The sequence below is a fragment of the Pseudomonas sp. NCIMB 10586 genome (assembly GCF_023127895.1).
In the GTDB taxonomy this organism is placed as follows: domain Bacteria; phylum Pseudomonadota; class Gammaproteobacteria; order Pseudomonadales; family Pseudomonadaceae; genus Aquipseudomonas; species Aquipseudomonas synxantha_A.
The window spans coordinates 1-22,944 of sequence record NZ_SPKQ01000010.1; the positions used below are offsets into that span (position 1 = coordinate 1).

Annotated in this window: 27 protein-coding genes; 14 read left to right on the forward strand and 13 right to left on the reverse strand. The window is 61.4% G+C overall.

Translation table 11 applies throughout. The features are described from left to right. The 6 genes from E4P01_RS05235 to E4P01_RS05260 all read left to right on the forward strand — a co-directional run. On the forward strand, positions 1-693 hold a 693-nt coding region (locus E4P01_RS05235), incomplete at its 5' end, for an RHS repeat-associated core domain-containing protein (RefSeq protein WP_248129935.1). Beyond that, on the forward strand, positions 690-1,022 hold the full coding sequence (locus E4P01_RS05240) for a hypothetical protein (protein WP_216090365.1): 333 nt from the start codon (positions 690-692) through the stop codon (positions 1,020-1,022). The genes E4P01_RS05235 and E4P01_RS05240, both read left to right, overlap by 4 nt. Before the next feature lie 705 nt (positions 1,023-1,727). Next, positions 1,728-1,970, forward strand: coding sequence for an exodeoxyribonuclease VII small subunit (locus E4P01_RS05245; RefSeq protein WP_005791829.1), 243 nt, complete (start codon positions 1,728-1,730; stop codon positions 1,968-1,970). Beyond that, the gene (ispA, locus tag E4P01_RS05250; protein ID WP_032879258.1) at positions 1,967-2,854 is read left to right on the forward strand and encodes a (2E,6E)-farnesyl diphosphate synthase; all 888 of its coding nucleotides are present in this window, start codon (positions 1,967-1,969) and stop codon (positions 2,852-2,854) included. Before E4P01_RS05245 ends, ispA begins: the two co-directional genes overlap by 4 nt. Positions 2,855-2,964: 110 nt before the next feature. Then, on the forward strand, positions 2,965-4,863 hold the full coding sequence (gene dxs / locus E4P01_RS05255; protein WP_248129936.1) for a 1-deoxy-D-xylulose-5-phosphate synthase: 1,899 nt from the start codon (positions 2,965-2,967) through the stop codon (positions 4,861-4,863). Between the two features lie 132 nt (positions 4,864-4,995). Continuing rightward, positions 4,996-6,870, forward strand: a complete 1,875-nt coding sequence (locus E4P01_RS05260) for a TonB-dependent receptor (protein WP_216090367.1) — start codon at positions 4,996-4,998, stop codon at positions 6,868-6,870. 90 nt (positions 6,871-6,960) lie between these two features. Here E4P01_RS05260 and E4P01_RS05265 read toward each other — a convergent pair whose 3' ends face one another. The 11 genes from E4P01_RS05265 to nrdR form a co-directional block, all read right to left on the reverse strand. Beyond that, the gene (locus E4P01_RS05265) at positions 6,961-7,746 is read right to left on the reverse strand and encodes a cobalamin-binding protein (RefSeq protein WP_216090368.1); all 786 of its coding nucleotides are present in this window, start codon (positions 7,744-7,746) and stop codon (positions 6,961-6,963) included. Then, the gene (locus tag E4P01_RS05270) at positions 7,743-8,162 is read right to left on the reverse strand and encodes a nuclear FMR1 interacting 1 family protein (RefSeq protein ID WP_032879254.1); all 420 of its coding nucleotides are present in this window, start codon (positions 8,160-8,162) and stop codon (positions 7,743-7,745) included. Before E4P01_RS05270 ends, E4P01_RS05265 begins: the two co-directional genes overlap by 4 nt. Beyond that, positions 8,159-8,776, reverse strand: a complete 618-nt coding sequence (ribA, locus tag E4P01_RS05275) for a GTP cyclohydrolase II (protein ID WP_005791841.1) — start codon at positions 8,774-8,776, stop codon at positions 8,159-8,161. Before ribA ends, E4P01_RS05270 begins: the two co-directional genes overlap by 4 nt. 120 nt (positions 8,777-8,896) lie before the next feature. After that, positions 8,897-9,631 carry a transporter substrate-binding domain-containing protein gene (locus E4P01_RS05280; RefSeq protein WP_032879252.1) on the reverse strand — a complete coding sequence of 245 codons (735 nt, stop codon included), beginning with the start codon at positions 9,629-9,631 and terminating at the stop codon, positions 8,897-8,899. A 54-nt stretch (positions 9,632-9,685) separates the two neighbouring features. After that, positions 9,686-10,651 (reverse strand): thiamine-phosphate kinase, encoded by a 966-nt coding sequence (gene thiL / locus E4P01_RS05285; RefSeq protein ID WP_216090369.1) that lies wholly within the window; start codon positions 10,649-10,651, stop codon positions 9,686-9,688. A gap of 18 nt (positions 10,652-10,669) precedes the next feature. After that, the gene (gene nusB / locus E4P01_RS05290; protein ID WP_032879249.1) at positions 10,670-11,170 is read right to left on the reverse strand and encodes a transcription antitermination factor NusB; all 501 of its coding nucleotides are present in this window, start codon (positions 11,168-11,170) and stop codon (positions 10,670-10,672) included. Beyond that, a complete protein-coding gene (ribE, locus tag E4P01_RS05295; protein ID WP_078822443.1) occupies positions 11,167-11,643 on the reverse strand; it encodes a 6,7-dimethyl-8-ribityllumazine synthase in 477 nt (158 codons plus the stop codon). The genes nusB and ribE overlap by 4 nt, the downstream gene beginning before the upstream one ends. Positions 11,644-11,731: 88 nt before the next feature. Beyond that, complete coding sequence (ribBA, locus tag E4P01_RS05300) at positions 11,732-12,823, reverse strand: bifunctional 3,4-dihydroxy-2-butanone-4-phosphate synthase/GTP cyclohydrolase II (RefSeq protein WP_003194579.1); 1,092 nt, start codon at positions 12,821-12,823, stop codon at positions 11,732-11,734. A gap of 15 nt (positions 12,824-12,838) precedes the next feature. Beyond that, on the reverse strand, positions 12,839-13,501 hold the full coding sequence (locus tag E4P01_RS05305) for a riboflavin synthase (protein ID WP_078822444.1): 663 nt from the start codon (positions 13,499-13,501) through the stop codon (positions 12,839-12,841). A 48-nt stretch (positions 13,502-13,549) separates the two neighbouring features. After that, entirely contained in the window at positions 13,550-14,677 is a 1,128-nt protein-coding gene (gene ribD / locus E4P01_RS05310) for a bifunctional diaminohydroxyphosphoribosylaminopyrimidine deaminase/5-amino-6-(5-phosphoribosylamino)uracil reductase RibD (RefSeq protein ID WP_216090370.1), read from the reverse strand. Next, entirely contained in the window at positions 14,674-15,138 is a 465-nt protein-coding gene (gene nrdR, locus E4P01_RS05315; protein ID WP_019818855.1) for a transcriptional regulator NrdR, read from the reverse strand. Before nrdR ends, ribD begins: the two co-directional genes overlap by 4 nt. 140 nt (positions 15,139-15,278) lie before the next feature. Between nrdR and E4P01_RS05320 the strand changes: the two genes are divergently transcribed. The 3 genes from E4P01_RS05320 to trxA are packed head-to-tail and all read left to right on the forward strand — an operon-like array spanning position 15,279 to position 17,307. Beyond that, the gene (locus E4P01_RS05320; protein WP_005791855.1) at positions 15,279-15,734 is read left to right on the forward strand and encodes a YbaY family lipoprotein; all 456 of its coding nucleotides are present in this window, start codon (positions 15,279-15,281) and stop codon (positions 15,732-15,734) included. A gap of 4 nt (positions 15,735-15,738) precedes the next feature. After that, positions 15,739-16,401 (forward strand): 50S ribosomal protein L11 methyltransferase, encoded by a 663-nt coding sequence (locus tag E4P01_RS05325; protein ID WP_216090371.1) that lies wholly within the window; start codon positions 15,739-15,741, stop codon positions 16,399-16,401. A gap of 33 nt (positions 16,402-16,434) precedes the next feature. Continuing rightward, a complete protein-coding gene (gene trxA, locus E4P01_RS05330) occupies positions 16,435-17,307 on the forward strand; it encodes a thioredoxin (RefSeq protein WP_005791858.1) in 873 nt (290 codons plus the stop codon). Here the strand turns inward: trxA and E4P01_RS05335 are convergent. Continuing rightward, positions 17,304-17,645, reverse strand: coding sequence for a hypothetical protein (locus E4P01_RS05335; RefSeq protein WP_032879241.1), 342 nt, complete (start codon positions 17,643-17,645; stop codon positions 17,304-17,306). The genes trxA and E4P01_RS05335 overlap by 4 nt on opposite strands. Positions 17,646-17,772: 127 nt before the next feature. Between E4P01_RS05335 and E4P01_RS05340 the strand changes: the two genes are divergently transcribed. The 5 genes from E4P01_RS05340 to E4P01_RS05360 all read left to right on the forward strand — a co-directional run bounded on the left by E4P01_RS05340 (position 17,773) and on the right by E4P01_RS05360 (position 21,824). Further along, complete coding sequence (locus E4P01_RS05340) at positions 17,773-18,372, forward strand: DUF2796 domain-containing protein (protein WP_216090372.1); 600 nt, start codon at positions 17,773-17,775, stop codon at positions 18,370-18,372. 148 nt (positions 18,373-18,520) lie between these two features. Beyond that, positions 18,521-19,231 (forward strand): ABC transporter ATP-binding protein, encoded by a 711-nt coding sequence (locus E4P01_RS05345; protein ID WP_032879239.1) that lies wholly within the window; start codon positions 18,521-18,523, stop codon positions 19,229-19,231. 1 nt (position 19,232) lies between these two features. Continuing rightward, positions 19,233-20,498, forward strand: coding sequence for an ABC transporter permease (locus tag E4P01_RS05350; RefSeq protein ID WP_148853985.1), 1,266 nt, complete (start codon positions 19,233-19,235; stop codon positions 20,496-20,498). An 11-nt stretch (positions 20,499-20,509) separates the two neighbouring features. After that, complete coding sequence (locus tag E4P01_RS05355; RefSeq protein WP_032803732.1) at positions 20,510-21,031, forward strand: DUF3299 domain-containing protein; 522 nt, start codon at positions 20,510-20,512, stop codon at positions 21,029-21,031. 94 nt (positions 21,032-21,125) lie between these two features. After that, on the forward strand, positions 21,126-21,824 hold the full coding sequence (locus tag E4P01_RS05360; protein WP_005791869.1) for an OmpW family outer membrane protein: 699 nt from the start codon (positions 21,126-21,128) through the stop codon (positions 21,822-21,824). 125 nt (positions 21,825-21,949) lie between these two features. Here the strand turns inward: E4P01_RS05360 and E4P01_RS05365 are convergent, their stop codons facing one another. Beyond that, a complete protein-coding gene (locus E4P01_RS05365) occupies positions 21,950-22,834 on the reverse strand; it encodes a sugar nucleotide-binding protein (protein WP_216090373.1) in 885 nt (294 codons plus the stop codon). Between the last annotated feature and the right edge of the window lie 110 nt (positions 22,835-22,944).

Here is a 22,944-nt window from a genome sequence, read left to right on the forward strand (position 1 = left end):
GGCGAAATCGTCTGGTCCGCCCACTACCGCGCCTACGGCCAGATCGCCCGCCTCGACGTAGGCAAAATCGACAATCCGCTGCGTTTCCAAGGACAGTATTTCGACCAAGAAAGCGGCCTGCACTACAACCGCCATCGCTACTACAATCCAGATATTGGTCGTTACCTGACGCCGGATCCGGTGAAGTTGGCGGGTGGGGTCAATGGGTACCGGTATGTACCCAATCCGACGGGATGGGTGGATCCACTAGGTCTAAATGCATGCCCCGGTGAAGATGGCTGTAAGCCCGAGATTGAAGCGCGTGAATCAGCCCAGGCAGTTCGAGTTAATGAGGGTCAACCAGAGCTACCAAAAGCAGGAGGAGCACAGCGAGCAGCCCGGTACTCGGCCAATTGGCAGACCGCTGACCTGAACGAAAATATCGTTAAATTTGCTGGACCTGACCCGATAGTAATAACTACAGATAAAGGAAAGAAAATATACAAAAACCCTCAGAGCGGGATTGAAATAGTGGAGGACCTTAATGGTAATTACTTTAGAATTCACGACCCGTCCTTGCCGGGATCCAGGCGTTATCTTAGTTTAGCCGGAGCAATCCCCAACAACAAAACCTCCTCTTCTGGCAAACAGATGGGAAGAACACAAAGCGAATACAATGAAGTCACACATTTTAAAAAAGGAAATTCTCGATGAAATTGATTTGTACGCCCTTGACTGGCGAAGCCATGTTTTTGCTAGACCTAAATGCGTGCCCAAACGACCAGATGGAGCGTGTGCTCCTCACAAGCATAGAGCACCAACAACTCTTGAAATCGGGAATATACGAGGAGATCAATGATTCTTTAAAAAAGATCATCGATGACTATGAGGACGAACACATTAACACTTCCGAAGAGCTCACCGAAATGCTAAGAATTTTTAAAAAAAAATCCTTGCCTGAAAACCCCGAACTATTAGAAAAAATAATCCATTTAACCCAGTTAGCTATCGATAGAAAAACCGGTGTTTTTTTCTACTTCTAGGCACTAGACGTGAAATTAAAGAAAGCACGAGTTATAGAAACCAGTATCCATATAGAAGAGGACGTAATACTGCTCATCGAGGGAGTCATCATTAATTGCTTCGTCAGCTATTCCCCACATGAGATAGAAGTCGGAAAGACGTATGACGTCGAGCTGACAATGAATCTATCTGACGATTACGAGATTGAAAGGGTTGAACCGAGAACACCACTGATTGAAAAGACAAATCCCGGATATGCTTACCTACTTTATGGAACCCTACGCGACACACAATTTCACAGCTTCGTCTCATTAAACGATGAGGACATTCACTACGACCATCCTGAATGTAACGAGCGCTTCATAAAACTAAAAGTCGACAGAATCGACGTCAGCTTCCGTTGAATATCAAACGCCCCCCTGAGAACGCACTCTGTGGCCCAGTAGCGCCTCGACGATGAGCCGAATACAAAGCACAATCAGCTCACAAAATGAGCCGAATACTCTCTCTATTCGGCTCACACGCCCCCAGGCGTCCCCTTATGAATCAACAACACGCCACCTGGCCGACCTACTGGAAAAAACTACCTGACACGCCTCCCCGGAGGCGGCCGCAGCACGCGTTATCAGATCAATCCCGCCCAGCAGTAACAGCCCCACTCATTTGCCCCAATCCCCCATGTCTGCTAGTGTCGCGCCGGTTTACCGTCTACCGGAATTGCCGCCATGGCCCGCAAAAAAGTTGCACTCGATTTCGAACAATCCCTCGCCGACCTGCAAACCCTGGTCGAGCGTCTGGAGAACGGCGAGTTGTCGCTGGAAGACTCGTTGACGGCATTTGAGCAAGGCATTGGCCTGACCCGCGACTGTCAGAGCGCGTTGGCGCAGGCGGAGCAGAAGGTCCAGGTGCTGCTGGAGCGCGACGGGGAGTTGGCGCAAGAGCCTTTCGATGCGGAACAGCCGGAATGATCAGCGCGTATCAGGCCAGTAGCCAAGCCCGGGTGAATGCGGCGCTGGAGCCCTTGTTTGCTGCGCCAAGCCCGGAATTGACGCGCCTCTATGAAGCCATGCGCTACAGCGTGATGAATGGCGGCAAGCGGGTGCGCCCGTTGCTGGCCTATGCGGCCTGCGAAGCCCTGGGCGCGCCGGCGGCCGAGGCCAATGGCGCAGCGTGTGCGGTGGAGTTGATCCACGCTTACTCCCTGGTACACGACGACCTGCCGGCGATGGATGACGACGATCTGCGTCGCGGCCAGCCCACGACCCACAAAGCCTTCGATGAGGCTTACGCGATCCTGGCCGGGGATGGCTTGCAGAGCCTGGCGTTCAGCGCGTTGCTGGACCCGGCGCTAAGCAGCGTCAACGCCGAGATCCGCCTGCGCATGGTTACTGCTCTGGCCCACGCTGCTGGCCCGGCCGGAATGGTCGGCGGCCAAGCCATCGACATGGGTTCGGTCAGCCTCAAGCTGGATCAAGAAGCCCTTGAATACATGCATCGCCACAAGACCGGCGCGTTGATCGAAGCCGCCGTGCACCTGGGCGCCCTGGCCAGCGGCCGCGCCGACGCCGAGCAACTGGCGGCCCTGCAGACTTATTCCCGCGCGATCGGCCTGGCCTTCCAGGTGCAGGACGATATTCTCGACGTGGAAAGCGATACCGCCACCCTCGGCAAACGCCAAGGCGCCGATATTGCACGGGACAAGCCGACGTATCCGGCTCTGCTGGGGCTGGAAGCCGCCAAGGCATACGCCATTGAGCTGCGTGACCAGGCCCTGGATGCCCTGCGACCTTTCGACGCGGCGGCCGAGCCGCTGCGTGACCTGGCGCGGTATATCGTCGAGCGCCGCCACTGACAACCCCGGCCATTTGCGCCGCATATCGGCCAAGTTCGGCGCCCTGCGTGGGCAGTTTGCACCGCTTGAGGTAAACTGCCGCCTCTTCTATACCTATAACGATTCGCCTGATGCCCACGACGTTTCAAGAGATTCCCCGCAAACGCCCGTCCACGCCCCTGCTCGACCGCGCTGCCACGCCGGACGGCCTGCGTCGACTGGGTGAAGCCGAGCTGGAAACCCTGGCCGATGAGTTGCGCCTGGAATTGCTCTACACGGTCGGCCAGACCGGTGGGCATTTCGGCGCCGGGCTGGGCGTGATCGAGCTGACCATCGCCCTGCATTACGTGTTCGACACCCCGGACGACCGGCTGGTGTGGGACGTGGGCCATCAGGCATATCCGCATAAAATCCTCACCGGCCGTCGCGAGCGCATGGGCAGCCTGCGCCAGAAGGACGGCCTGGCCGCCTTCCCGCGCCGTTCCGAGAGCGAGTACGACACCTTTGGCGTCGGCCACTCCAGCACGTCCATCAGTGCAGCGTTGGGCATGGCGATTGCCGCCCGTCTGCAAAACAGCGATCGCAAGGCGATTGCCGTGATCGGGGATGGCGCGCTGACTGCCGGCATGGCCTTCGAAGCGCTCAACCATGCGCCAGAAGTGGATGCCAACATGTTGGTGATCCTCAACGACAACGACATGTCGATCTCGCGCAATGTCGGTGGCCTGTCCAATTACCTGGCGAAAATCCTCTCCAGCCGCACCTACGCCAGCATGCGCGAAGGCAGCAAGAAAGTGCTGTCACGTCTGCCTGGAGCGTGGGAAATCGCCCGTCGCACCGAAGAATACGCCAAGGGCATGCTGGTGCCCGGCACCCTGTTCGAAGAGCTGGGCTGGAACTACATCGGCCCTATCGATGGCCACGACCTGCCGACCCTGATCGCCACCTTGCGCAACATGCGCGACCTCAAGGGCCCGCAGTTCCTGCATATCGTCACCAAGAAGGGCAAAGGCTTCGCCCCGGCTGAAGTCGACCCGATTGGTTACCACGCGATCACCAAGCTCGAACCCCTGGACGCGCCCGCCGCCGCGCCGAAAAAGGCTAGCGGGCCGAAGTATTCCGGTGTGTTTGGCGAATGGCTGTGCGACATGGCGGCTGCCGACCCACGCCTGGTGGGCATTACTCCGGCGATGAAGGAAGGCTCCGACCTGGTGGCGTTCAGCGAGCGTTTCCCGTTGCGTTACTTCGACGTGGCGATTGCCGAGCAGCACGCTGTCACCTTCGCCGCCGGCATGGCCTGCGAAGGCGCCAAGCCGGTGGTGGCGATCTACTCCACCTTCCTGCAACGCGGTTATGACCAGTTGGTTCACGATGTGGCGGTGCAGAACCTCGACGTGCTGTTCGCCATCGACCGCGCCGGACTGGTGGGCGAAGACGGCCCGACCCATGCTGGCAGCTTCGACCTGTCCTACCTGCGCTGCATCCCCGGCATACTGGTGATGACGCCCAGCGACGAAAACGAACTGCGCAAGATGCTCAGCACCGGCCACCTGTACAACGGCCCGGCCGCTGTGCGGTATCCCCGGGGCAATGGCCCGAATGCCGTGATCGAGAAAGACCTGGAGCCGATTGAAATCGGCAAAGGCGTCGTGCGTCGCCAAGGCAGCAAAACTGCATTCCTGGTGTTTGGCGTGCAACTGGCCGAAGCCTTGAAAGTCGCTGAGAGGATCGACGCCACCGTGGTCGACATGCGGTTCGTCAAGCCACTGGATGAAGCCTTGGTGCGCGAGATCGCCGGTAGCCATGAGCTGCTGGTAACCGTGGAAGAGAACGCCATCATGGGCGGCGCCGGTGCGGCAGTCAGCGAGTTCCTGGCGCGGGAGAACATCCTCAAGTCGGTGCTGCACCTGGGCTTGCCGGATGTATACGTCGAACACGCCAAGCCGGCGCAGATGCTGGCTGAATGCGGGCTGGATGAGGCGGGGATCGAGGGGTCCGTTCGCGAGCGCCTGGCGCTACTGAACCTGTAATCAGCCCCAACTGTGGGAGCTGGCTTGCCTGCGATGACGGCGGCACATTCGCTAACAATGTGTCAGATACACCGCTATCGCAGGCAATCCACACAGTGGTTTTGCATGACCTTCCAATGCTATGGACAGCCCATGAAACGCCTGTGCCTTGCCCTGCTGCTTCTGCCCTGCGCTGACCTGCTCGCCGACACCCGCGACCAGGCCTTGAAGCTCTCCGATGTGGTCATCAGCGCCAACCGCCAAGTGCAGGCGCGTAATGACAGCAGCGCCGCCAACACCGTCTTCACCCGCGCCGACATCGACCGCCTGCAACCCAGCAGCGTCACCGACCTGCTCAGCCGCGTGCCGGGCGTGCAAGTTGCGCCGACCGGTGGGCGTGGCAGTCTGCCGGGGATCTTCATTCGCGGCACCAAGTCGGCGCAGAGCCTGGTGCTAGTGGACGGCCAACGCATCGCCAACACCACCTCCGGCGACAGCGGCTTGCAATACCTCAACGTCGATCAGATTGAACGGGTGGAAGTGCTGCGCGGTTCACGTTCGGTGATTTACGGCAGTGATGCGATTGGCGGGGTGATTCAGGTGTTTACCCGGCGCAATGCCGAGCAAGGCTTGCAGCCGCGCTTGAAGCTCGGGTTTGGCAGTAACCAGACGTGGGAACGTAGCCTGGGCTTGTCGGGCGGCGATGAACATACGCGCTTCAACCTGGGCGCAAGCCTGGATGAAACCGCAGGTATCAACGCGAGCCACGCGTCGTTCCCCAGTGACGGCGACCATGATGCCTACCGAAACCAGTCCATCAGCCTGAACCTCCGCCATTCGTTCAGCGATGAGCTGGAGGTAGGTTTCAATCTGCTGGATAACCGTGGCAAGTCGGAGTACGACAACAGTTATGGCCGCTACAACGGCACCACCGGGCAGAGCGTCGGCCAGAAACCCTACACCGACTACACCGTCAGCAGCGCCAGCGGTTATGTCGATGCCAAGCTCAATGAGACCTGGCAGTCGCGCCTGGAGTTGGGCCACAGCGAAAACCGTGACACCAAGCGCGATACGCTCAGTGATGATTTCAGCGTGTTCAATACCTACCGCGACTCGGTCAACTGGCAGAACGACCTGACGCTGAATGAGCAGAACAACCTGATCGTCGGTGGCGACTGGTATGAAGACCGCTTCCACGGCTCCACCACCTTTACCGAAAACAGCCGCTGGAACCGCGCCGCCTTTGTGCAGCACCGCTTCCACAGCGAGTGGTTTTCCACCGAGCTTGGGCTGCGTCGCGACCAGAACCAGCAGTTCGGCGGTCAAAATAGCTGGAGCGGCACCCTGACCGTACCGGTCAACCCTGACAACGACCTACTCTTGAGCTACAGCGAAGGCTTCCGCGCGCCGACCTTCAACGACCTCTATTACCCCGACACGCAGTACAGCAACCCCAATCTGCAGCCCGAGACATCAAACAGCTACGAGCTGCAATGGCGCAGCCAACTGACCGACAGCACACGGGTGGAAGCCTCGCTGTATCGTACCGACCTGAGCGACGCGATCATCCTTGACGCCGGCAAGCCGCAAAACGTGGCATCGGCGCGGATCAACGGCTTTGAAGCGGCGCTCAAGCAGGAAGTGTTTGGCTGGCAGGGCAACCTGGGCCTGTCGCTTATCGACCCGCGTGACCGTGACAGCGGCCACACCCTGGCACGTCGCGCTCGGCGTACATTGAACCTGGATCTGGATCGGCAGTTCGACAAGCTGGGCGTTGGCGCGAGCTGGCAGGCGATCAGCAGCAGCTACGATGATGAAGCCAACCGCAACCGTTTGGGCGGGTATGCCTTGTTGGGGCTACGCAGCAGTTGGGCGTTGAACCGAGAGGTGTCGTTGTCGCTGAAGGTGGATAACGTGCTGGACAGGTCCTATGCCCGGGCGAAGTACAGCTACCTCGGCGAGGCTCAGAATTATCGTGAAGAAGGTCGGGTGTGGATGGTTGGGCTGACATGGACGCCTGAGTTCTGAGGGACCTGCACCGACGTCATCACAGGCAAGCCAGCTCCCACAATTGAAATGCATTCCCCTGTGGGAGCTGGCTTGCCTGCGATAGCGGTTTCACAGGTTAGGCGATAAAACCTGACACAACCGCCCCACCGCCTCCAACATCTGCCCGCTGGGCCGCTCCAGGCCCTTGTCCGGCACTAATCGCACCCGCGAAGACATCATCGGCCATGCCTTCCACGCTTGTCTCTGAGCTTGATCACCCACCAGGATCACCTCGGGATCACGCGCCAGCACCGACTCGATATTGACCTGCGGCGCCGGCAACTTCAGATCATCAAACACATTACGCGCCCCGCACACACTGAGCGCATCGCTGATGATCTGCCCACCACCCACGGTGTACAGCGGTTGGTTCCACACTTGGTAAAACACCCGCAACGGCTCGGCCCGCTGATAGCGCTGGCGCAACTCGGCCAAGCGCTGGCGTAGTTGTGCAGCGAGCTGGCGCCCTGCCTCAGCTCGGCCCAATTGCTCGGCAATGGCCTGGACCTGAGTAGTCAGTTGCGCAAGGCTATGGGGCTCGGCGATATACACCGGGATATTCAACCGCTGAAGCTGCTCACGCTGGGCCGGGCCGACGCTGCCGGGCCACAGCAGGATCAGGTCGGGCTTCAGGCTGAGCAGACGCTCCATATCCAGTTGGCCGTAATGCCCGACCGACGCAACCGTTGCCAGTGCTGTTGGCCGCTCACCACCATCAAGCACACCCACCAACAGGTCGGCTGCGCCCAGCTCAACGACGATTTCAGACAGCGACGGCGCCAGGCTGACCACTCGTTCGGCTGCCATCGCCTGAACACTCAATACGAGCAGCAGTGCCAGCCAGTAGCGGCTCATCCCAGTTGACGCGGAATGCGGTAGAGGTAAAACAGCACCATGGTCGACATTGCCAGCAGGAACAGTGGCACCGCTTCCAGCCCCACGAACACCGCCAGCGCACCGATCCAGGCCGGTAGCGCGGCTACCAGCAAAGCCGTGCGCCGACGCGCCGCCAGGGTGATCCAGGCAGCAGGTTCTTCAGGGGTATCGAGGGCTTTGGAAGTAGCGATCAGCGCATGTTTATAGCCGTGAAAATAACGCAGGCTGAGAAACATCGAGGCCACGCCGGCAATGAAGAACGGCATGGCCAGCACGGGCAGCAGGGGTTCAGCACGGCCAAACAGCAGATTGATCACAAACAGGGGCAGCAATGCCAAAGCCAGGTACTGCCACCAGTTGAAGGATAACCGCCGTTTCACCTGGCCGCGAGTCACGCGCGGTCGACCTCGCCCTGGTGCTCGTTGCCCATCATATGGTCGAGCTTGCTGGCTTTGGTCGCCAGGTAGAGCTTGTTGTGCGGATTGTGCCCGGTGTGCAGCGGCACGCGCTCGGCCACGGTGATGCCCATCTCGGTCAAGGCTTTGACCTTGCGCGGGTTGTTGGTCATCAGGCGCAGGGATTTGACCCCCAGGTGCTCAAGCATCGGCAGGCAGATGGCGTAGTCGCGCTGGTCGGCGGCAAAGCCCAGGCGCTCGTTGGCTTCCACGGTGTCGGCGCCGCCATCTTGCAGCTCGTAGGCGCGGATCTTGTTCAACAAGCCAATGCCACGGCCTTCCTGACGCAAGTACAGCAGCACGCCACGGCCTTCACGGGCGATGGCTTGCAAAGCGGCTTCCAGTTGCGAGCCGCAGTCACAGCGCTGGCTGAACAGCGCATCGCCGGTCAGGCACTCGGAATGCACGCGCCCCAGCACCGGCGCGCCATCCGTGATGTCGCCGAGGCTGAGCACAACGTGCTCGCGCCCGGTGGCTTCTTCGAGAAAGCCGTTCATGGTGAACGTGGCAAAAGGGGTAGGCAGCTTGGAAGCGGCGACGAAAACGACGGGCACCGTGTGCTCCTGATTTCAGATTTCACAGAGGCGGCCATTGTAACAGCAGGTTCCTACAGACGCTTAAGCTGAATTATCGCTGATAAAGATCAATAGGTTCGATTGGCCTTCGCGTCAGTTCTATGGGCCCGGGAACGGATACGGCTGTTTCCAGCGCGCAAAAGTCGCTTTGAGCTCGCCGGTCTTGACCAGGGCGGCCAAACGCTGGTCATACACCGCCATCAACGCCCTGCCGCGCTCGGTATCGGCAAAGGCTATGTAGAGCGGCAACTCGGCGATATGCGTAAGTTTGAACAGCGCCGGGTCTTGCGCCTGGCTGAGTACATACTTGGCTTCAGTGAGGGCATCGATATAGAAATCGGCGCGACCGTATTGCAGCATTGGCAGGATACCGTCGCGCCGTTCGATCTGGTTGAAGCGGCGCACATTGGGCAGGTATTGCTCGTACTTGTAGCCACGCACCCAGGCCAGGCGGTAGTCGCCCAGCGTCGCCTGTGTCGGCGTAGGCGCAGTGGCGAGCCCAAGGGCGTATACGTGGTCGGCGTCGAAGTTCCAGCGGGGGTACAACACCCCGCTGACTTCATTGCGATAGGTGCCGACGCATCCATCCACCTCGCCACGCTGGGCCAGGCCGACCGAGCGGGTGTAGGGCTCGCTGCGGGTCTGCAGGGTGATGCCTACCGGCTCGAAGATCTGGCGCACCACGTCCCAGGCCAGGCCGCTGCCATCTTTATTGGTGTAGTCGTTCCACTCTTCGCCGGCCAGCATGACCTTGCCGGGCACCGACGCCTCATCCGCCTGAAGTACAGAGGTAAAGGCACACAGAGCGATCAGCAGCCAGCAGCGCACGACCATAGTGACGGCTTCCTACGTGGTAATCATCAGATAAAGGGTAGCGCAGGACGCTGGCTACGGCGTCTCGCGAAAATGCTGATAGCCGCGCACGGCCGGTGTAATGTCCTGACCATGGGCATCGAGCAGGGTCACGCCCTGCCCCGCTTCGACCCGACCGATCACGTGAATCGGCCAGCCGCCCGCTCGCAAAGGTGCCAACGCGGATATCGGCAAGGTAAATGCCAGCACGTAGTCATCGCCCCCGCTCAACGCCGCGACGCGGGCCTGATCCTCGCCGACAAATGTCAGCAAGGCGGTAGATAACGGCAACCTGTGACGTTCGATCACCAGGCTGACCGCCGAAGCCTTGGCGATATGCCCACAATCGGCCAGCAGCCCGTCGGAGATATCCATGGCCGCGCTCGCCTTGCCCCGCAACGTCAGCCCCAGGGCCAACTGCGGTTGCGGCGACCAGTAATGTGCCAGCAGCGGCTCGGCAACTGCCGCATCCGCCGTGCGTTGGCCCAAGACCAATGGCAAAGCACCAGCGGCATCGCCCAGTTCGCCGCCCACACACAGCAGCTCACCCGGCTGCGCACCACTGCGCGTCAACGCCTGCCCGGCCGGTACGCGGCCAAATACGGTCAGGGTCAGGCTCAGTGGCCCTCGGGTGGTATCGCCGCCCACCAAGCCCACGCCGCAACGTTGCGCCATGGCGTTCAGGCCTTGGGCATAGCGTTGCAGCCAATCGGCATCCACGGTCGGCGTGGTCAGGGCAAGGGTAAACGCGAGGGGGTCGGCGCCCATGGCGGCCAGGTCGCTCACCGCCACGGCCAGCGAGCGCTGGCCGAGCAGGTACGGGTCACAGGGGTCGGCAAAATGCACGCCGGCCACCAGCGTATCGGTAGAGACCGCCAGTTGCTCTCCGGCGGGCAGCGCCAGCAAGGCACAGTCGTCGCCGATCCCCAGGGCAATGCCATCGCCGCCTTGCGCACAAGGCGCGGCGGCGAAGTACTTGCGGATCAGCTCGAACTCGCCCATGCGGGACTCAAGCGCAGATTAGCGCTTGTGTTCCTTTACTTCGGCTTCACGCAGGCGCGGGGCCAGCTTGTCGAGCACGCCGTTGACGAACTTGTGACCGTCGGTCGAACCGTAGACCTTCGCCAGTTCGATGCCTTCGTTGATCACCACGCGGTACGGTACGTCAACGCGCTTGAGCAGCTCCCAGGTGGACAGGCGCAGTACCGCCAGCTCAACCGGGTCCAGCTCTTCGAGGGTCAGGTCCAGGCATGGCGTCAGCGCAGCATCGATCTCGGTCATGTTGGCCGGAACACCGTGCAGGATGTCGTGGAAGTAGCTCTGGTCAGCAAAGGTGAAGTCGTTATCGACGCGAAATTGCGCTTCGATCTCGTTCAGCGAAGTGCCAGCCATATGACGCTGGTACAGCGCCTGGGTGGCGAGCTGACGGGCCGCACGGCGCTTTTCGCTTTTCGAAGGCTTGCCGGCATCGGCTGGACGCTCGTCACGCGGGTTGAAACGATCGCTTTCGTCGGAAATCACTTGGCCTCCAACTGCGACAGCAGGCTGACCATTTCCAGCGCGGACAAGGCAGCTTCAGCGCCCTTGTTACCGGCTTTGGTGCCGGAACGCTCGATGGCTTGCTCGATGGAATCAACGGTCAGTACGCCGAAAGCGACTGGCACGCCGAACTCCATGGACACCTGGGACAGGCCCTTGGTGCATTCGCCGGCTACGTATTCGAAGTGCGGGGTGCCGCCACGAATGACCGCGCCCAGGGCGATGATCGCCGCGTATTCACCCTGCTGAGCAACTTTTTGCGCAACCAGTGGAATTTCGAAGGCGCCAGGGGCGCGGATAAGGGTGATATCGCTCTCGCTCACACCGTGGCGAACCAGGGCGTCAACCGCACCGCTTACCAGGCTTTCAACCACGAAGCTGTTGAAGCGGCCAACCACCAGGGCATAGCGGCCTTTGGGGGCGATGAAGGTACCTTCGATGGTCTTCAGGGTCATTCGACAAATCTCTTAAAGAGCCGGGACGCGAAAAGTGCGTCCCTCAGTGATGATTTAACCGCGAACAAGGGGCAGAAATCGCCGGCCTTTATTCGGAGGGCACGTATTCTACAACTTCCAGGTCGAATCCGGATATCGCATTAAATTTCATCGGTGCGCTCATCAGGCGCATTTTGCGCACGCCCAGGTCGCGCAGGATCTGCGAACCGGCACCGACGATGCTGTAGGTGGTCGGTTTTTTCACCGGCACGGCGTCGGCGGTTTCGCGGATATGTGCCAGCAATACGTCGCCGTCCAACGGGTGACCGAGCAACAGCACCACACCGCTGCCAGCCTCGGAAACCGCGGCCATGGCGGCGCGCAGGCTCCAGCGGCCGGGTTGCTTGACCATCAACAGGTCGCGCAGAGGGTCCATGTTGTGCACCCGCACCAGGGTCGGCTCTTCGGCGCAAATGTTGCCCAGGGTCAGGGCCATATGCACGTCGCCTTCCACTGAATCACGGTAGGTCACCAAATTGAATTGGCCCAGTTCGCTGTCCAGCGGCTGCTCGGCAATCCGCTGAACGGTACGTTCGTGGATCATGCGGTAGTGGATCAGGTCGGCAATGGTGCCGATCTTGAGGTTGTGTTCGGCGGCAAAGGCTTCCAGTTCAGTGCGACGGGCCATGGTGCCGTCGTCGTTCATCACTTCGCAGATCACCCCGCTCGGCTCGAAACCGGCCATGCGCGCCAGGTCGCAGGCGGCTTCGGTGTGACCGGCGCGAGCCAGGGTGCCACCCGGTTGAGCCATCAGCGGGAAAATGTGACCGGGGCTGACGATGTCTTCGGCCTTGGCATCTTTGGCGGCGGCGGCTTGCACGGTACGGGCGCGGTCAGCGGCGGAGATACCGGTGGTGACGCCAGTGGTGGCTTCAATCGATACCGTGAACTTGGTGCCGAAACCCGACCCATTGCGCGGCGCCATCAACGGCAGCTTGAGCAACTCGCAGCGTTCGCGGCTCATGGGCATGCAAATCAAACCACGGGCGTGCTTGGCCATGAAGTTGATGTGCTCAGGCTTGCACGCCTCGGCGGCCATGATGATGTCGCCTTCGTTCTCGCGATCTTCGTCATCCATAAGGATGACCATCTTGCCTTGGCGGATGTCTTCAACCAGTTCTTCGATGCTATTGAGCGCCACGCGGCACCCCCTTGGTCAGGATTTCAGGTAGCCGTTAGCGGCCAGAAAACTTTCGGTGATGTTGCCTGATGCAGGCTCTGCGGCCTTTTCGCCCAGCAACAGGCGCTCCAGGTAACGGGCAAGCAAGTCCACTTCCAGGTTCACCCGGCGCCCCGGCTGGTAGGAGGCCATGATGGTTTCGCTGAGGGTGTGGGGAATGATGGTCAGTTCAAATTCGGCGCCATTGACGGCGTTCACGGTCAGGCTGGTGCCATCAACGGTAATCGAACCCTTGTGGGCAATGTACTTGGCCAGCTCTTTGGGCGCACGGATGCGGAATTCCACGGCGCGTGCGTTTTCACTGCGGGTCACCACTTCGCCGACACCGTCGACATGGCCGCTGACCAGGTGACCGCCCAGGCGCGTGGTTGGCGTCAGGGCTTTTTCCAGGTTGACCGGGCTGCCGGCCTTGAGGTCGTTCATCGCGGTGCAGTCCAGGGTTTCCCGGCTGACGTCGGCGGCAAAGCCGTTGCCCGGCAGCTCAATAACGGTCAGGCACACGCCGCTGACGGCGATACTGTCACCCAGCTTGACGTCGCCGAGGTCCAGCTTGCCGGTTTCAACCAGCAGGCGCACGTCGCCGCCTTTGGGGGTCATTGCACGGATGCTGCCGATGGATTCGATAATGCCGGTGAACATTTCGCTCTCCTGAAAACGAGGGGCTGACGCTTAAGCGCAGGCCGGGAATTATACGCTCGCTGTCGGGACGGGAATGGCAGTGACTCGCCAGTCGTCGCCTACAGCGCGCATGTCAGTGATCTTGAGTTGGGGCGCGTCGACCAGCTTCTCAAGCGGCCAGTCCAGCAACGGCCGGGCAGCGGAGCCGAGGAACTTGCCGGCGATGAATATGACGTACTCATCCACCAGGCCCTGCTGGGCAAACGCGCCCGCCAGGCTCGGGCCCGCTTCCACCAGCACGTCGTTGACGCCACGGGCGGCCAATGCCACCAGCGCCGAGCGCAGGTCGACCTGGCCCTCCACACCCGGTACCACCAGGCACTCTGGGCCACGGGGAAACTGGTTCTCCGGGGCCACGCAGGTGATGACCAGTGCCGGGCCTGCCTTGAAGAAGGGTGCATTGAGCGGCACGCGCAAGCGGCCGTCGATCAACACGCGCAGCGGCGGGCGCGACATGGCCAGGGCGGTGGTTTGTTCATCCAGGCCCAACTCAGCGGCGCGCACAGTCAAGCGGGCGCCGTCGGCCAGCACCGTATCGGCACCGGTCAACACCACACTCGCCTCGGCACGCAGACGTTGGACGGCGGCGCGGGCAGCGGGGCCGGTGATCCATTGGCTTTCGCCGCTGGCCATCGCCGTGCGGCCGTCCAGGCTCATGGCCAGCTTGACCCGCACGAACGGCAAACCGTGCTCCATGCGCTTGAGGAACCCCGGGTTAAGCGCCCGCGCCTCAGCTTCCAGGACACCACTGCGCACCTCGATACCCGCCTGGGCCAGACGCTGCATGCCACGCCCGGCCACTTCCGGGTTCGGGTCCTGCATACCTGCCACCACCCGCGCCACACCGGCGCTCACCAGTGCATCGGCGCACGGCGGCGTACGGCCATGGTGGCTGCACGGCTCCAGCGTCACGTACACCGTCGCGCCGCGGGCCTTTTCACCGGCGGCGCGCAGGGCATTCGGCTCGGCATGGGGCTCGCCGGTGCGCTCATGCCAGCCTTCGCCGACAATCTGCCCGTCACGCACGATCACGCAGCCCACCCGTGGATTGGGGTGGGTGGTGTACAGGCCCTTGCGCGCCAATTCGAGGGCACGCGCCATGTAATGGGCGTCGAGGACTGCCTGTTCAGACGTCATTGTTTGGAAGGCTCACGGGCCAGGCGGTCGATTTCTTCGCGGAACTCATTGAGGTCCTGGAAGCGTCGATACACCGAGGCAAAACGGATATAGGCGACTTCGTCGAGCTTTTGCAGTTCGCCCATCACCAACTCGCCGACCACCAGGCTCTTGACCTCGCGCTCGCCGGTCGCTCGCAGCTTGTGCTTGATATGCACCAGCGCCGCTTCCAGGCGCTCGACACTCACCGGGCGTTTTTCCAGGGCGCGCTGCATACCGGCGCGCAATTTTTCTTCGTCGAAAGGCTGGCGGCTGCCGTCGGACTTGATCAGACGGGGCAATACCAGTTCGGCGGTTTCGAAGGTGGTGAAACGTTCACCACAGGCCAGGCATTCGCGCCGGCGACGCACTTGATCGCCCTCGGCGACCAGACGCGAGTCAATGACCTTGGTGTCGTTGGCACCGCAGAAGGGACAGTGCATGGTTGGCAGGCAACAAAAAATGGGAGGGCCATGGTAGCGCATCCCCGTCGCAAGACAAGCCATAGCCTTTACGGTATATAGGCAGGCTTATATGTTTGATATTTTTTAAGCCACGGATTTTGTCCTTTCTGGAGCCGTACATGCAGTTACGACCACTCGTTCTACTCACGCTGTTCAGTTTTCTGGTCGCCTGCAGCAGCGAGGCCCCCAAACCAGCCGCGCCTCAACCGACACCGGCACAAGAGAAAAAAGTCCCGGGTATTGAAGACCTCGGCCCCCTGCCCGCCTATCAACGGGAAATCAGCGGCAGCCTGACCAATGTGCCCGCCGGCGCCGAAGTCGAGATGGCTCTGCTGGTGATCGACGACCGTTCGCGCCCGCAGCAACTGCTCGCCAGCAGCGTGCTGAGCGGCAATGGCAAGCCCCTGGCCTTCCGCCTGCGCTTCAACCCTGAAGCCTTCCCGGCCGGTGCACGCGTTGAATTGCGTGGCCGCGCCAGCCAGTCCGGCCAGTTGATCCTGCACTTGCCCGCCGTGCGCGTCACCCAAGCGATCACCCAGAGCACCGGCCCCCTGCAACTCGTCAAGGCGCCATGACGCCATGACGCCACCGCTGCACCTGCAGCGCGCCTTGAGCGAGTTGATCGGCGACGCGCAATTGGTGCCCTGCCCGCTACCGGGTACCGAATTGTCGCTATGGCTGCTCGATGCCGACAATATGGACCGCGCCTTCAGCCAGGAAGAAACCCGGCGCATCCTGCATGAGCCGCCCTACTGGAGCTTTTGCTGGGCCAGCGGCCTGGCGTTGGCGCGCTACCTGGCGGCGCATCCCGAGTGGGTCGCCGGCAAACGCGTGCTGGATTTCGGCGCCGGTTCCGGCGTGGCCGGGATTGCCGCCGTAAAGGCGGGGGCCCTGGAAGTAGTGGCGTGTGACCTGGACCCGCTGGCCCTGGCGTCTTGCCGCGCCAACGCCGAACTCAATGCGGTGGAGCTGGGCTATTGCGCCGACTTCTTCGCCGAAGCCGACCGTTTTGACTTGATCCTGGTGGCCGACGTGCTTTACGACCGCGCCAACCTGCCGCTGCTGGATCAATTCCTCACCCGTGGCCGCGAAGCGCTGGTGGCCGATTCGCGGGTGCGGGACTTCCAACACCCGCGTTATCAACGGCTGGAGGTTCTGGACGCGTTGACCCTGCCGGACCTGGCCGAGCCTTGGGAGTTTCGCAAGGTGAGTCTGTACCACTCGCGGCGCCAGACCTTATAGTTGCCCCCATTCCCGCTTTATTCGAGACGCCCCATGAGTGAGCCCACGCCGTACATCTTCGACGTCACCACCGCCAACTTCGACCAGGCGGTGATTCAGAATTCTTTTGAAAAACCTGTGCTGGTGGACTTCTGGGCCGAATGGTGTGCGCCATGCAAGGCGCTGATGCCGATGCTGGCGCAGATTGCCGAGAGCTATCGCGGCGAGTTGCTGTTGGCCAAGGTCGATTGCGAGGCCGAACAGGACATCGTCGCGCGTTTCGGCATTCAAAGCCTGCCGACGGTGGTGTTGTTCAAGGATGGCCAGCCGGTGGACGGCTTTGCCGGTGCGCAGCCGGAGTCGGCAGTACGGGCGATGCTGGAGCCACATGTGCAGATGCCACCACCGGCTGCGGCGGATCCGCTGGAACAGGCCCAGGCGCTGTTCAGCGAAGGACGCATCAGTGAAGCTGAAGGGCTGCTGGTGGCGCTGTTGGGCGAAGACAACACTAACGCCCCCGCGTTGATCCTGTACGCACGCTGCCTGGCCGAACGCGGCGAATTGGGCGAAGCCCAGGCCGTGCTTGACGCTGTCAAAAGCGACGACCACAAGGCCGCCCTGGCCGGGGCCAAGGCGCAGATCACCTTCCTGCGCCAGGCCGCAGACTTGCCGGACACCGCCGATCTGAAGAGCCGTCTGGCACAGAACCCGCAGGACGACGAGGCGGCCTATCAGTTGGCGATCCAGCAGCTGGCGCGCCAGCAGTACGATGCGGCACTGGAAGGTTTGCTCAAGTTGTTTACCCGCAACCGTAGCTACAGCGAAGGCTTGCCGCACAAGACGTTGCTGCAGGTGTTCGAATTGCTGGGCAATGAGCACCCGCTGGTCACGGTGTACCGCCGCAAATTGTTTGCCGCGTTGTACTAATCACCGATCCAACGGTACAGCGGCGTATCCCCGCCGCTGCTCACCTTGACTTTGGCGCTATGGCGCAGGCGCACCAACAGGCGCTTGCCCGCGCCCGCATCGCCTGCCAACCCTTCCAGTTGATCGAGTAATTCCAGACCGTTGAGCTGCCCTGCCTTGCGCAGCACCTCCTGGGCGCTCTGCCATAGGTCGTCGTTTTGTTTGACCGGCGCCGCGGTTGGCGCACTGGGCGTTGGGGCGGCCTGAAGCTGTGCGCCCAAGCGCGCCCAATCGCCGTCGTCCAGTTCCAGGGTCAAGTCCACCGGCAGGTCGCCGATGGTTCCACGAATTCGCAACATCGCTGTACTCCTGCATTTTTCTGACCGTCATGCTCCCATGCAGCTTGCGCAACACCAAGCAGGCGGTCAAACTCTCGGCTCTATTGTTATAAGATCACATAACAAAACTTTCATCCTGGAGCCTCCCATGCGCCGTTTGCTGCTTGCTTTGCCGTTCGCCCTGCTGCCACTGGCTGTTGCCCACGCTCATGAAGAGCATGATCACGAGCACGGCAGCCTCGGCGCCCATGAACACGGGGTCGGCCGTCTCAATGCCGTGCTGGATGGCAAGGCCCTTGAGCTTGAACTGGACAGCCCGGCCATGAACCTGGTGGGTTTCGAGCATGTAGCGACCAGCGCCGCCGATAAAGCCAAGGTCGCCGGTGTACGCAAACAACTGGAGAACCCGTTGGCCCTGTTCAACCTGCCCAAGGCCGCAGGATGTGTGGTCAGCAGCCAGGAACTCAATAGCCCGCTGTTCGGTGACAAACCAGAAGCCGACCATGACGACGATGATCACGCCACCGACGGCAAAGGCGCCGCCGCCCACGAGCACCATCACGACCACAGCGAAATCCACGCCCACTACCAATTCACCTGTGCCACGCCGACGGCGCTGAGCAACCTCGATCTGAGCCAAGTGTTCAAGACCTTCCCCGCCACCAAGAAAATTCAGGTACAACTGATCGGCCCGAGCGGTCAGCAAGGTGTTGACGCGACGGCCACCGCCGCCACCCTGAAGTTCTGACTTGAAAGCACAGTCCATGTGGGAGCTGGCTTGCCTGCGATACTGGCGACGCGGTGCAGCAGGCACACCGTAGAGATGCCATCGCAGGCAAGCCAGCTCCCACAGTGGATCGGCGCCATTTTCGACTACCAGGCGACACTGACTTCCCATGACTCAAGCGTTAATCGAACTGTCCGACCTGGGCTTCAACTGGCCCGGTCACCCGCAGTTGCTGGACATCCCCGCGTTCCGCCTGGAACCCGGGGAAACCCTGTTCCTCAAGGGCCCGAGCGGCAGTGGCAAGACCACGCTGCTGGGGCTGTTGGGGGGCGTGCAGAAACCCTGCCAGGGCAGCATCCGCCTGCTTGGGCAGGAGTTGACCGAACTCTCGGCCGGCGCCCGTGATCGTTTCCGTGTGGACCACACCGGCTACATCTTCCAGCAGTTCAACCTGCTGCCGTTTCTATCGGTGCGCGAAAACGTCGAGTTGCCTTGCCATTTTTCCAGGTTGCGCGCACAACGGGCCAAACAGCGCCACGGCAGTGTCGACCAGGCGGCTGCGACCTTGCTCGCGCACCTGGGCTTGAAGGACAAGGACTTGCTGGAGCGCCGCGCCGACTCGCTGTCCATCGGCCAGCAACAACGGGTGGCTGCCGCCCGTGCGTTGATCGGCCAACCGGAACTGGTGATCGCCGACGAGCCCACCTCAGCCCTGGACTATGACGCCCGCGAAGCGTTCATCCAGTTGCTGTTCGCTGAATGCCGTGAAGCTGGCGCCAGCCTGTTGTTTGTCAGCCATGACCAGAGCCTGGCGTCACTGTTCGACCGCAACCTGTCACTGGCCGAACTCAATCGCGCCGCCACGCCCGCAGAGGTTTGAGATGTATCTGTTTCGTCTAGCCATGGCCAGCCTGGCTAACCGCCGCTTTACTGCGATCCTCACTGCCTTCGCCATCGCGCTTTCCGTGTGCTTGTTGCTGGCGGTGGAGCGCGTGCGTGTCGAGGCGCGCAACAGTTTTGCCAGCACCATCAGCGGTACCGACCTGATCGTCGGGGCACGTTCGGGCTCGGTCAACCTGCTGCTGTATTCGGTGTTTCGCATCGGCAACGCCACCAACAACATCCGCTGGGACAGCTTTGAGCATTTCGCCGCCAGCCCCCAGGTGAAATGGGCCATTCCGATTTCCCTCGGCGACTCCCATCGCGGTTACCGCGTGATGGGCACCAACGAATCCTACTTCGAGCATTACCAGTACGGGCGCAAGCAAAACCTCGAACTGGCCAGCGGCCGCGCCTTCGCTACCGACCCGTTTGAAGTGGTGCTCGGCGCCGAAGTCGCCGACGCCCTGCATTACAAACTCGGCGACAAGCTGGTGCTGGCCCACGGTGTAGCGGTGGTCAGCCTGGTCAAGCACGACGACAAACCCTTCACTGTGGTCGGCATCCTCAAGCGTACCGGTACGCCGGTAGATCGCACGTTGCACATCAGCCTGGGTGGCATGGAGGCGATCCATGTCGACTGGCACAACGGTGTGCCGGCCCAGGGCAAAGGCCGCATCAGCGCCGACCAGGCGCGCAATATGGACCTGACGCCGCAAGCCATCACCGCGTTCATGCTCGGCCTGAACAACAAGATTTCCACCTTCGCGTTGCAAAGGCAGATCAATGAGTTCCGTGGCGAGCCGATGCTGGCGATCCTGCCGGGCGTGGCCCTGCAAGAGCTGTGGAGCATGATGAGCACCGCCGAGAAAGCCTTGTTCGTGATCTCGCTGTTCGTGGTGCTGACCGGGTTGATCGGTATGCTCACGGCGATCCTCACCAGCCTCAACGAGCGCCGCCGCGAGATGGCGATTCTGCGTTCGGTGGGTGCACGCCCCTGGCATATCGCGAGCCTGCTGATCTTCGAAGCCTTCGCCCTGGCCTTGTCCGGTGTGGTAGCAGGCGTGGGCCTGCTGTATGTCTGCATCGCCGCCTCCCGTGGTTACTTGCAGGCCAACTACGGGCTGGACCTGCCGATGTCCTGGCCGAGCGAATATGAATGGACCCTGCTGGCGGGTATCCTCGCGGCAGCGCTGTTGATGGGCAGCGTGCCCGCGTGGCGCGCCTATCGACAATCTTTGGCCGATGGCCTGTCCATCCGTGTATGAGGAAGGCTTCGATGCGTCGTGCCCTGTTTGCCCTGTTACTGCTGACGGCCGTGCCCGTGTGGGCGGATGAACAGCCCAAGGACCTGTCCTGGCAGGAAATGATACCGCCGGATGCGCCACCGGAAGTGCCTAATATGAAGCCGCTGCACGACCTGTCGAACATGGCCGATGCCTTGTCCGTCGAGGCGGCGCCGGCGGCCAAGCAGGATCTGCCCAACGCGCCGGTGGTGCAGAGCCTCGACGGCCAGCACATCCGCCTGCCGGGGTATATCGTGCCGCTGGAAGTCAGTGAAGAGGGCCGCACCACCGAGTTTCTGCTGGTGCCGTATTTCGGCGCGTGCATCCACGTGCCGCCACCGCCGTCGAACCAGATCGTGCATGTCAAAAGCGAAGTCGGCGTGAAGCTCGATGAGCTGTATCAGCCGTACTGGATCGAAGGTGCGATGCAGGTCAAGCCGTCGTCGAGTGAACTGGCCGACGCCGGTTACCAGATGGATGCCGAGAAGATTTACATGTACGAGCTGCAGGAGTAGCGCTGATCACCCTTTCATTGAGCTGAGTCAAAAGACCGAACGGAACGATCTTTACCATTGGACGTACAACTTTTAAACGTCCTTTGGAGCTCCCATGAACAAGTCTCTGCTCGGCGCGTCCCTCTTCGCGCTCGCCCTCGTCGCCCCGGTCGCACACGCTCACCAGGCGGGCGATATTCTGGTGCGTGCCGGTGCAATCACCGTCAACCCGGAGGCCGACAGCGGCAAAGTCAAGGTTGACCAGGGCCCGCTGGCCGGCACCAACCTGGGCGGCAAGGCGACCATGAGCAGCGACACCCAACTGGGCTTGAACTTCGCCTACATGATCACCGACCACGTCGGTATCGAATTGCTGGCCGCCACGCCCTTCGAGCATGACGTGAAACTCAAGAACACCGCACTGGGCGCCGCCAACGGCAAGCTCGGTTCGCTCAAGCACCTGCCGCCGACCCTGAGCGTCGTGTACTACCCGCTGGACAACAAGTCGGCATTCCAGCCGTACGTGGGCGCCGGTATCAACTACACCTGGATCTACGACGAACACGTCGGCGGTCGCGCTCAACAAGCCGGCTTCAGCAACTTCAAGGCCGAAAACTCCTGGGGCTGGGCCGCACAGATCGGCGCCGACTACATGATCAACGACAATTGGATGATCAACGCCCAGGCGCGCTACATCGACATCAGCACCAAGGCGACTGTGGATAACAATGCGCTGGGCCAGGGCACTCGGGCCAAGGTCAATGTGGACGTGGATCCGATGGTTTACATGGTGGGTATTGGCTACAAGTTCTAAGCAACACTGCATAACCCATGTGGGAGGGGGCTTGCTCCCGATAGCAGAGTGTCAGTCAACAGATTCATGGACTGACCCATCGCTATCGGGAGCAAGCCCCCTCCCACATTTGGTTTTGTAGCGTGTCAGCTGTGGCGGTAGAACCGGTCCAGCAACGCCGGAAGCCCCGCCCGCCATGCCCTTGGCTTGATGCCAAAGGTATGCAGGATCTTCTTGCACGCCAGCACCGCGTGCTGCGGTTCATCCGCCGCATCCGGCCGAGCCGCGTGGGCCTGGGCAGTGGGGGATTCAATGGCCAGCGCGTGGAAGTTGCGCGCCTCGGTCAGGATCGCCTGGCCCAGGGCCAACGGCGTAGTCGCCTCATGCCCGGCGTAATGATAGGTGCCCCACAGCGGCGCCGCGCAATCAAGCTGCTTGAGCACCGAGATAATCACCCGTGCGGCATCGTCCACCGGCGTCGGGTTGCCACGACGGTCGTCGGCCATCAGTAGTTCATCAGGTTTTTCGGCCCGGGCCAGGAACCGCCCGAGCGTGCCGTCGACACTTTCATCGAGCAACCAGCCAAATCGCAGCAGCACATGTTGTGGGCAAGTGGCGCGCACGCTCTGTTCGATACGCCACAACGCCTGGCCGCGCAGGCCCAGGGGCACCGGCTCGTCTTTTTCGCTGTAGGCGGTGGCGCGCGAGCCATCGAACACCCGGTAGCTGGACGGTTGCAGCAGCGTGATGCTGTGGTGCTGGCACAATTCAGCCAGGCGTTCGATGGCGAACTCCTGAGCGGCCAAGCGGGTTTCGCTCACGGTTTCGGCCTGGAACCAGTCGAAATAGTAGGCGAGGTTGATCAATGCATCGGGACGGGTGTCGTCGAGCAATTGGGTAAGGCTCGCGGCATCCCAGCCGTCTTGGGGCGGTTTGGGGGCGAGGAAACCGATGTCTTCCTCTGCACCGAGGCGAATCAGCGCCTGCCCGAGGGCATTCCCGCCGCCCAGTAACATAAGGCGCATTCGCATAGATTGAGCAGGCCCGGTCTGTTTGGAACGATGGTTATTATCGACAGGCGTGTGCGCCTTGCCGTAGGTAGTTGCCAGAATCGTTGCATTTTGCGGGTTTGTAGCGCAAC

Excerpts from the sequence above, each read along its gene's own strand:
- E4P01_RS05240 (WP_216090365.1), top strand. The coding sequence starts at position 690 with ATGAAATTGATTTGTACGCCCTTGACTGGCGAAGCCATGTTTTTGCTA.
- E4P01_RS05245 (WP_005791829.1), top strand. The coding sequence starts at position 1,728 with ATGGCCCGCAAAAAAGTTGCACTCGATTTCGAACAATCCCTCGCCGAC.
- ispA (WP_032879258.1), top strand. The coding sequence starts at position 1,967 with ATGATCAGCGCGTATCAGGCCAGTAGCCAAGCCCGGGTGAATGCGGCG.
- dxs (WP_248129936.1), top strand. The coding sequence starts at position 2,965 with ATGCCCACGACGTTTCAAGAGATTCCCCGCAAACGCCCGTCCACGCCC.
- E4P01_RS05260 (WP_216090367.1), top strand. The coding sequence starts at position 4,996 with ATGAAACGCCTGTGCCTTGCCCTGCTGCTTCTGCCCTGCGCTGACCTG.
- E4P01_RS05265 (WP_216090368.1), bottom strand. The coding sequence starts at position 7,746 with ATGAGCCGCTACTGGCTGGCACTGCTGCTCGTATTGAGTGTTCAGGCG.
- E4P01_RS05280 (WP_032879252.1), bottom strand. The coding sequence starts at position 9,631 with ATGGTCGTGCGCTGCTGGCTGCTGATCGCTCTGTGTGCCTTTACCTCT.
- thiL (WP_216090369.1), bottom strand. The coding sequence starts at position 10,651 with ATGGGCGAGTTCGAGCTGATCCGCAAGTACTTCGCCGCCGCGCCTTGT.
- ribE (WP_078822443.1), bottom strand. The coding sequence starts at position 11,643 with ATGACCCTGAAGACCATCGAAGGTACCTTCATCGCCCCCAAAGGCCGC.
- E4P01_RS05305 (WP_078822444.1), bottom strand. The coding sequence starts at position 13,501 with ATGTTCACCGGCATTATCGAATCCATCGGCAGCATCCGTGCAATGACC.
- ribD (WP_216090370.1), bottom strand. The coding sequence starts at position 14,677 with ATGACGTCTGAACAGGCAGTCCTCGACGCCCATTACATGGCGCGTGCC.
- nrdR (WP_019818855.1), bottom strand. The coding sequence starts at position 15,138 with ATGCACTGTCCCTTCTGCGGTGCCAACGACACCAAGGTCATTGACTCG.
- E4P01_RS05320 (WP_005791855.1), top strand. The coding sequence starts at position 15,279 with ATGCAGTTACGACCACTCGTTCTACTCACGCTGTTCAGTTTTCTGGTC.
- E4P01_RS05325 (WP_216090371.1), top strand. The coding sequence starts at position 15,739 with ATGACGCCACCGCTGCACCTGCAGCGCGCCTTGAGCGAGTTGATCGGC.
- trxA (WP_005791858.1), top strand. The coding sequence starts at position 16,435 with ATGAGTGAGCCCACGCCGTACATCTTCGACGTCACCACCGCCAACTTC.
- E4P01_RS05335 (WP_032879241.1), bottom strand. The coding sequence starts at position 17,645 with ATGTTGCGAATTCGTGGAACCATCGGCGACCTGCCGGTGGACTTGACC.
- E4P01_RS05340 (WP_216090372.1), top strand. The coding sequence starts at position 17,773 with ATGCGCCGTTTGCTGCTTGCTTTGCCGTTCGCCCTGCTGCCACTGGCT.
- E4P01_RS05345 (WP_032879239.1), top strand. The coding sequence starts at position 18,521 with ATGACTCAAGCGTTAATCGAACTGTCCGACCTGGGCTTCAACTGGCCC.
- E4P01_RS05350 (WP_148853985.1), top strand. The coding sequence starts at position 19,233 with ATGTATCTGTTTCGTCTAGCCATGGCCAGCCTGGCTAACCGCCGCTTT.
- E4P01_RS05355 (WP_032803732.1), top strand. The coding sequence starts at position 20,510 with ATGCGTCGTGCCCTGTTTGCCCTGTTACTGCTGACGGCCGTGCCCGTG.
- E4P01_RS05360 (WP_005791869.1), top strand. The coding sequence starts at position 21,126 with ATGAACAAGTCTCTGCTCGGCGCGTCCCTCTTCGCGCTCGCCCTCGTC.
- E4P01_RS05365 (WP_216090373.1), bottom strand. The coding sequence starts at position 22,834 with ATGCGAATGCGCCTTATGTTACTGGGCGGCGGGAATGCCCTCGGGCAG.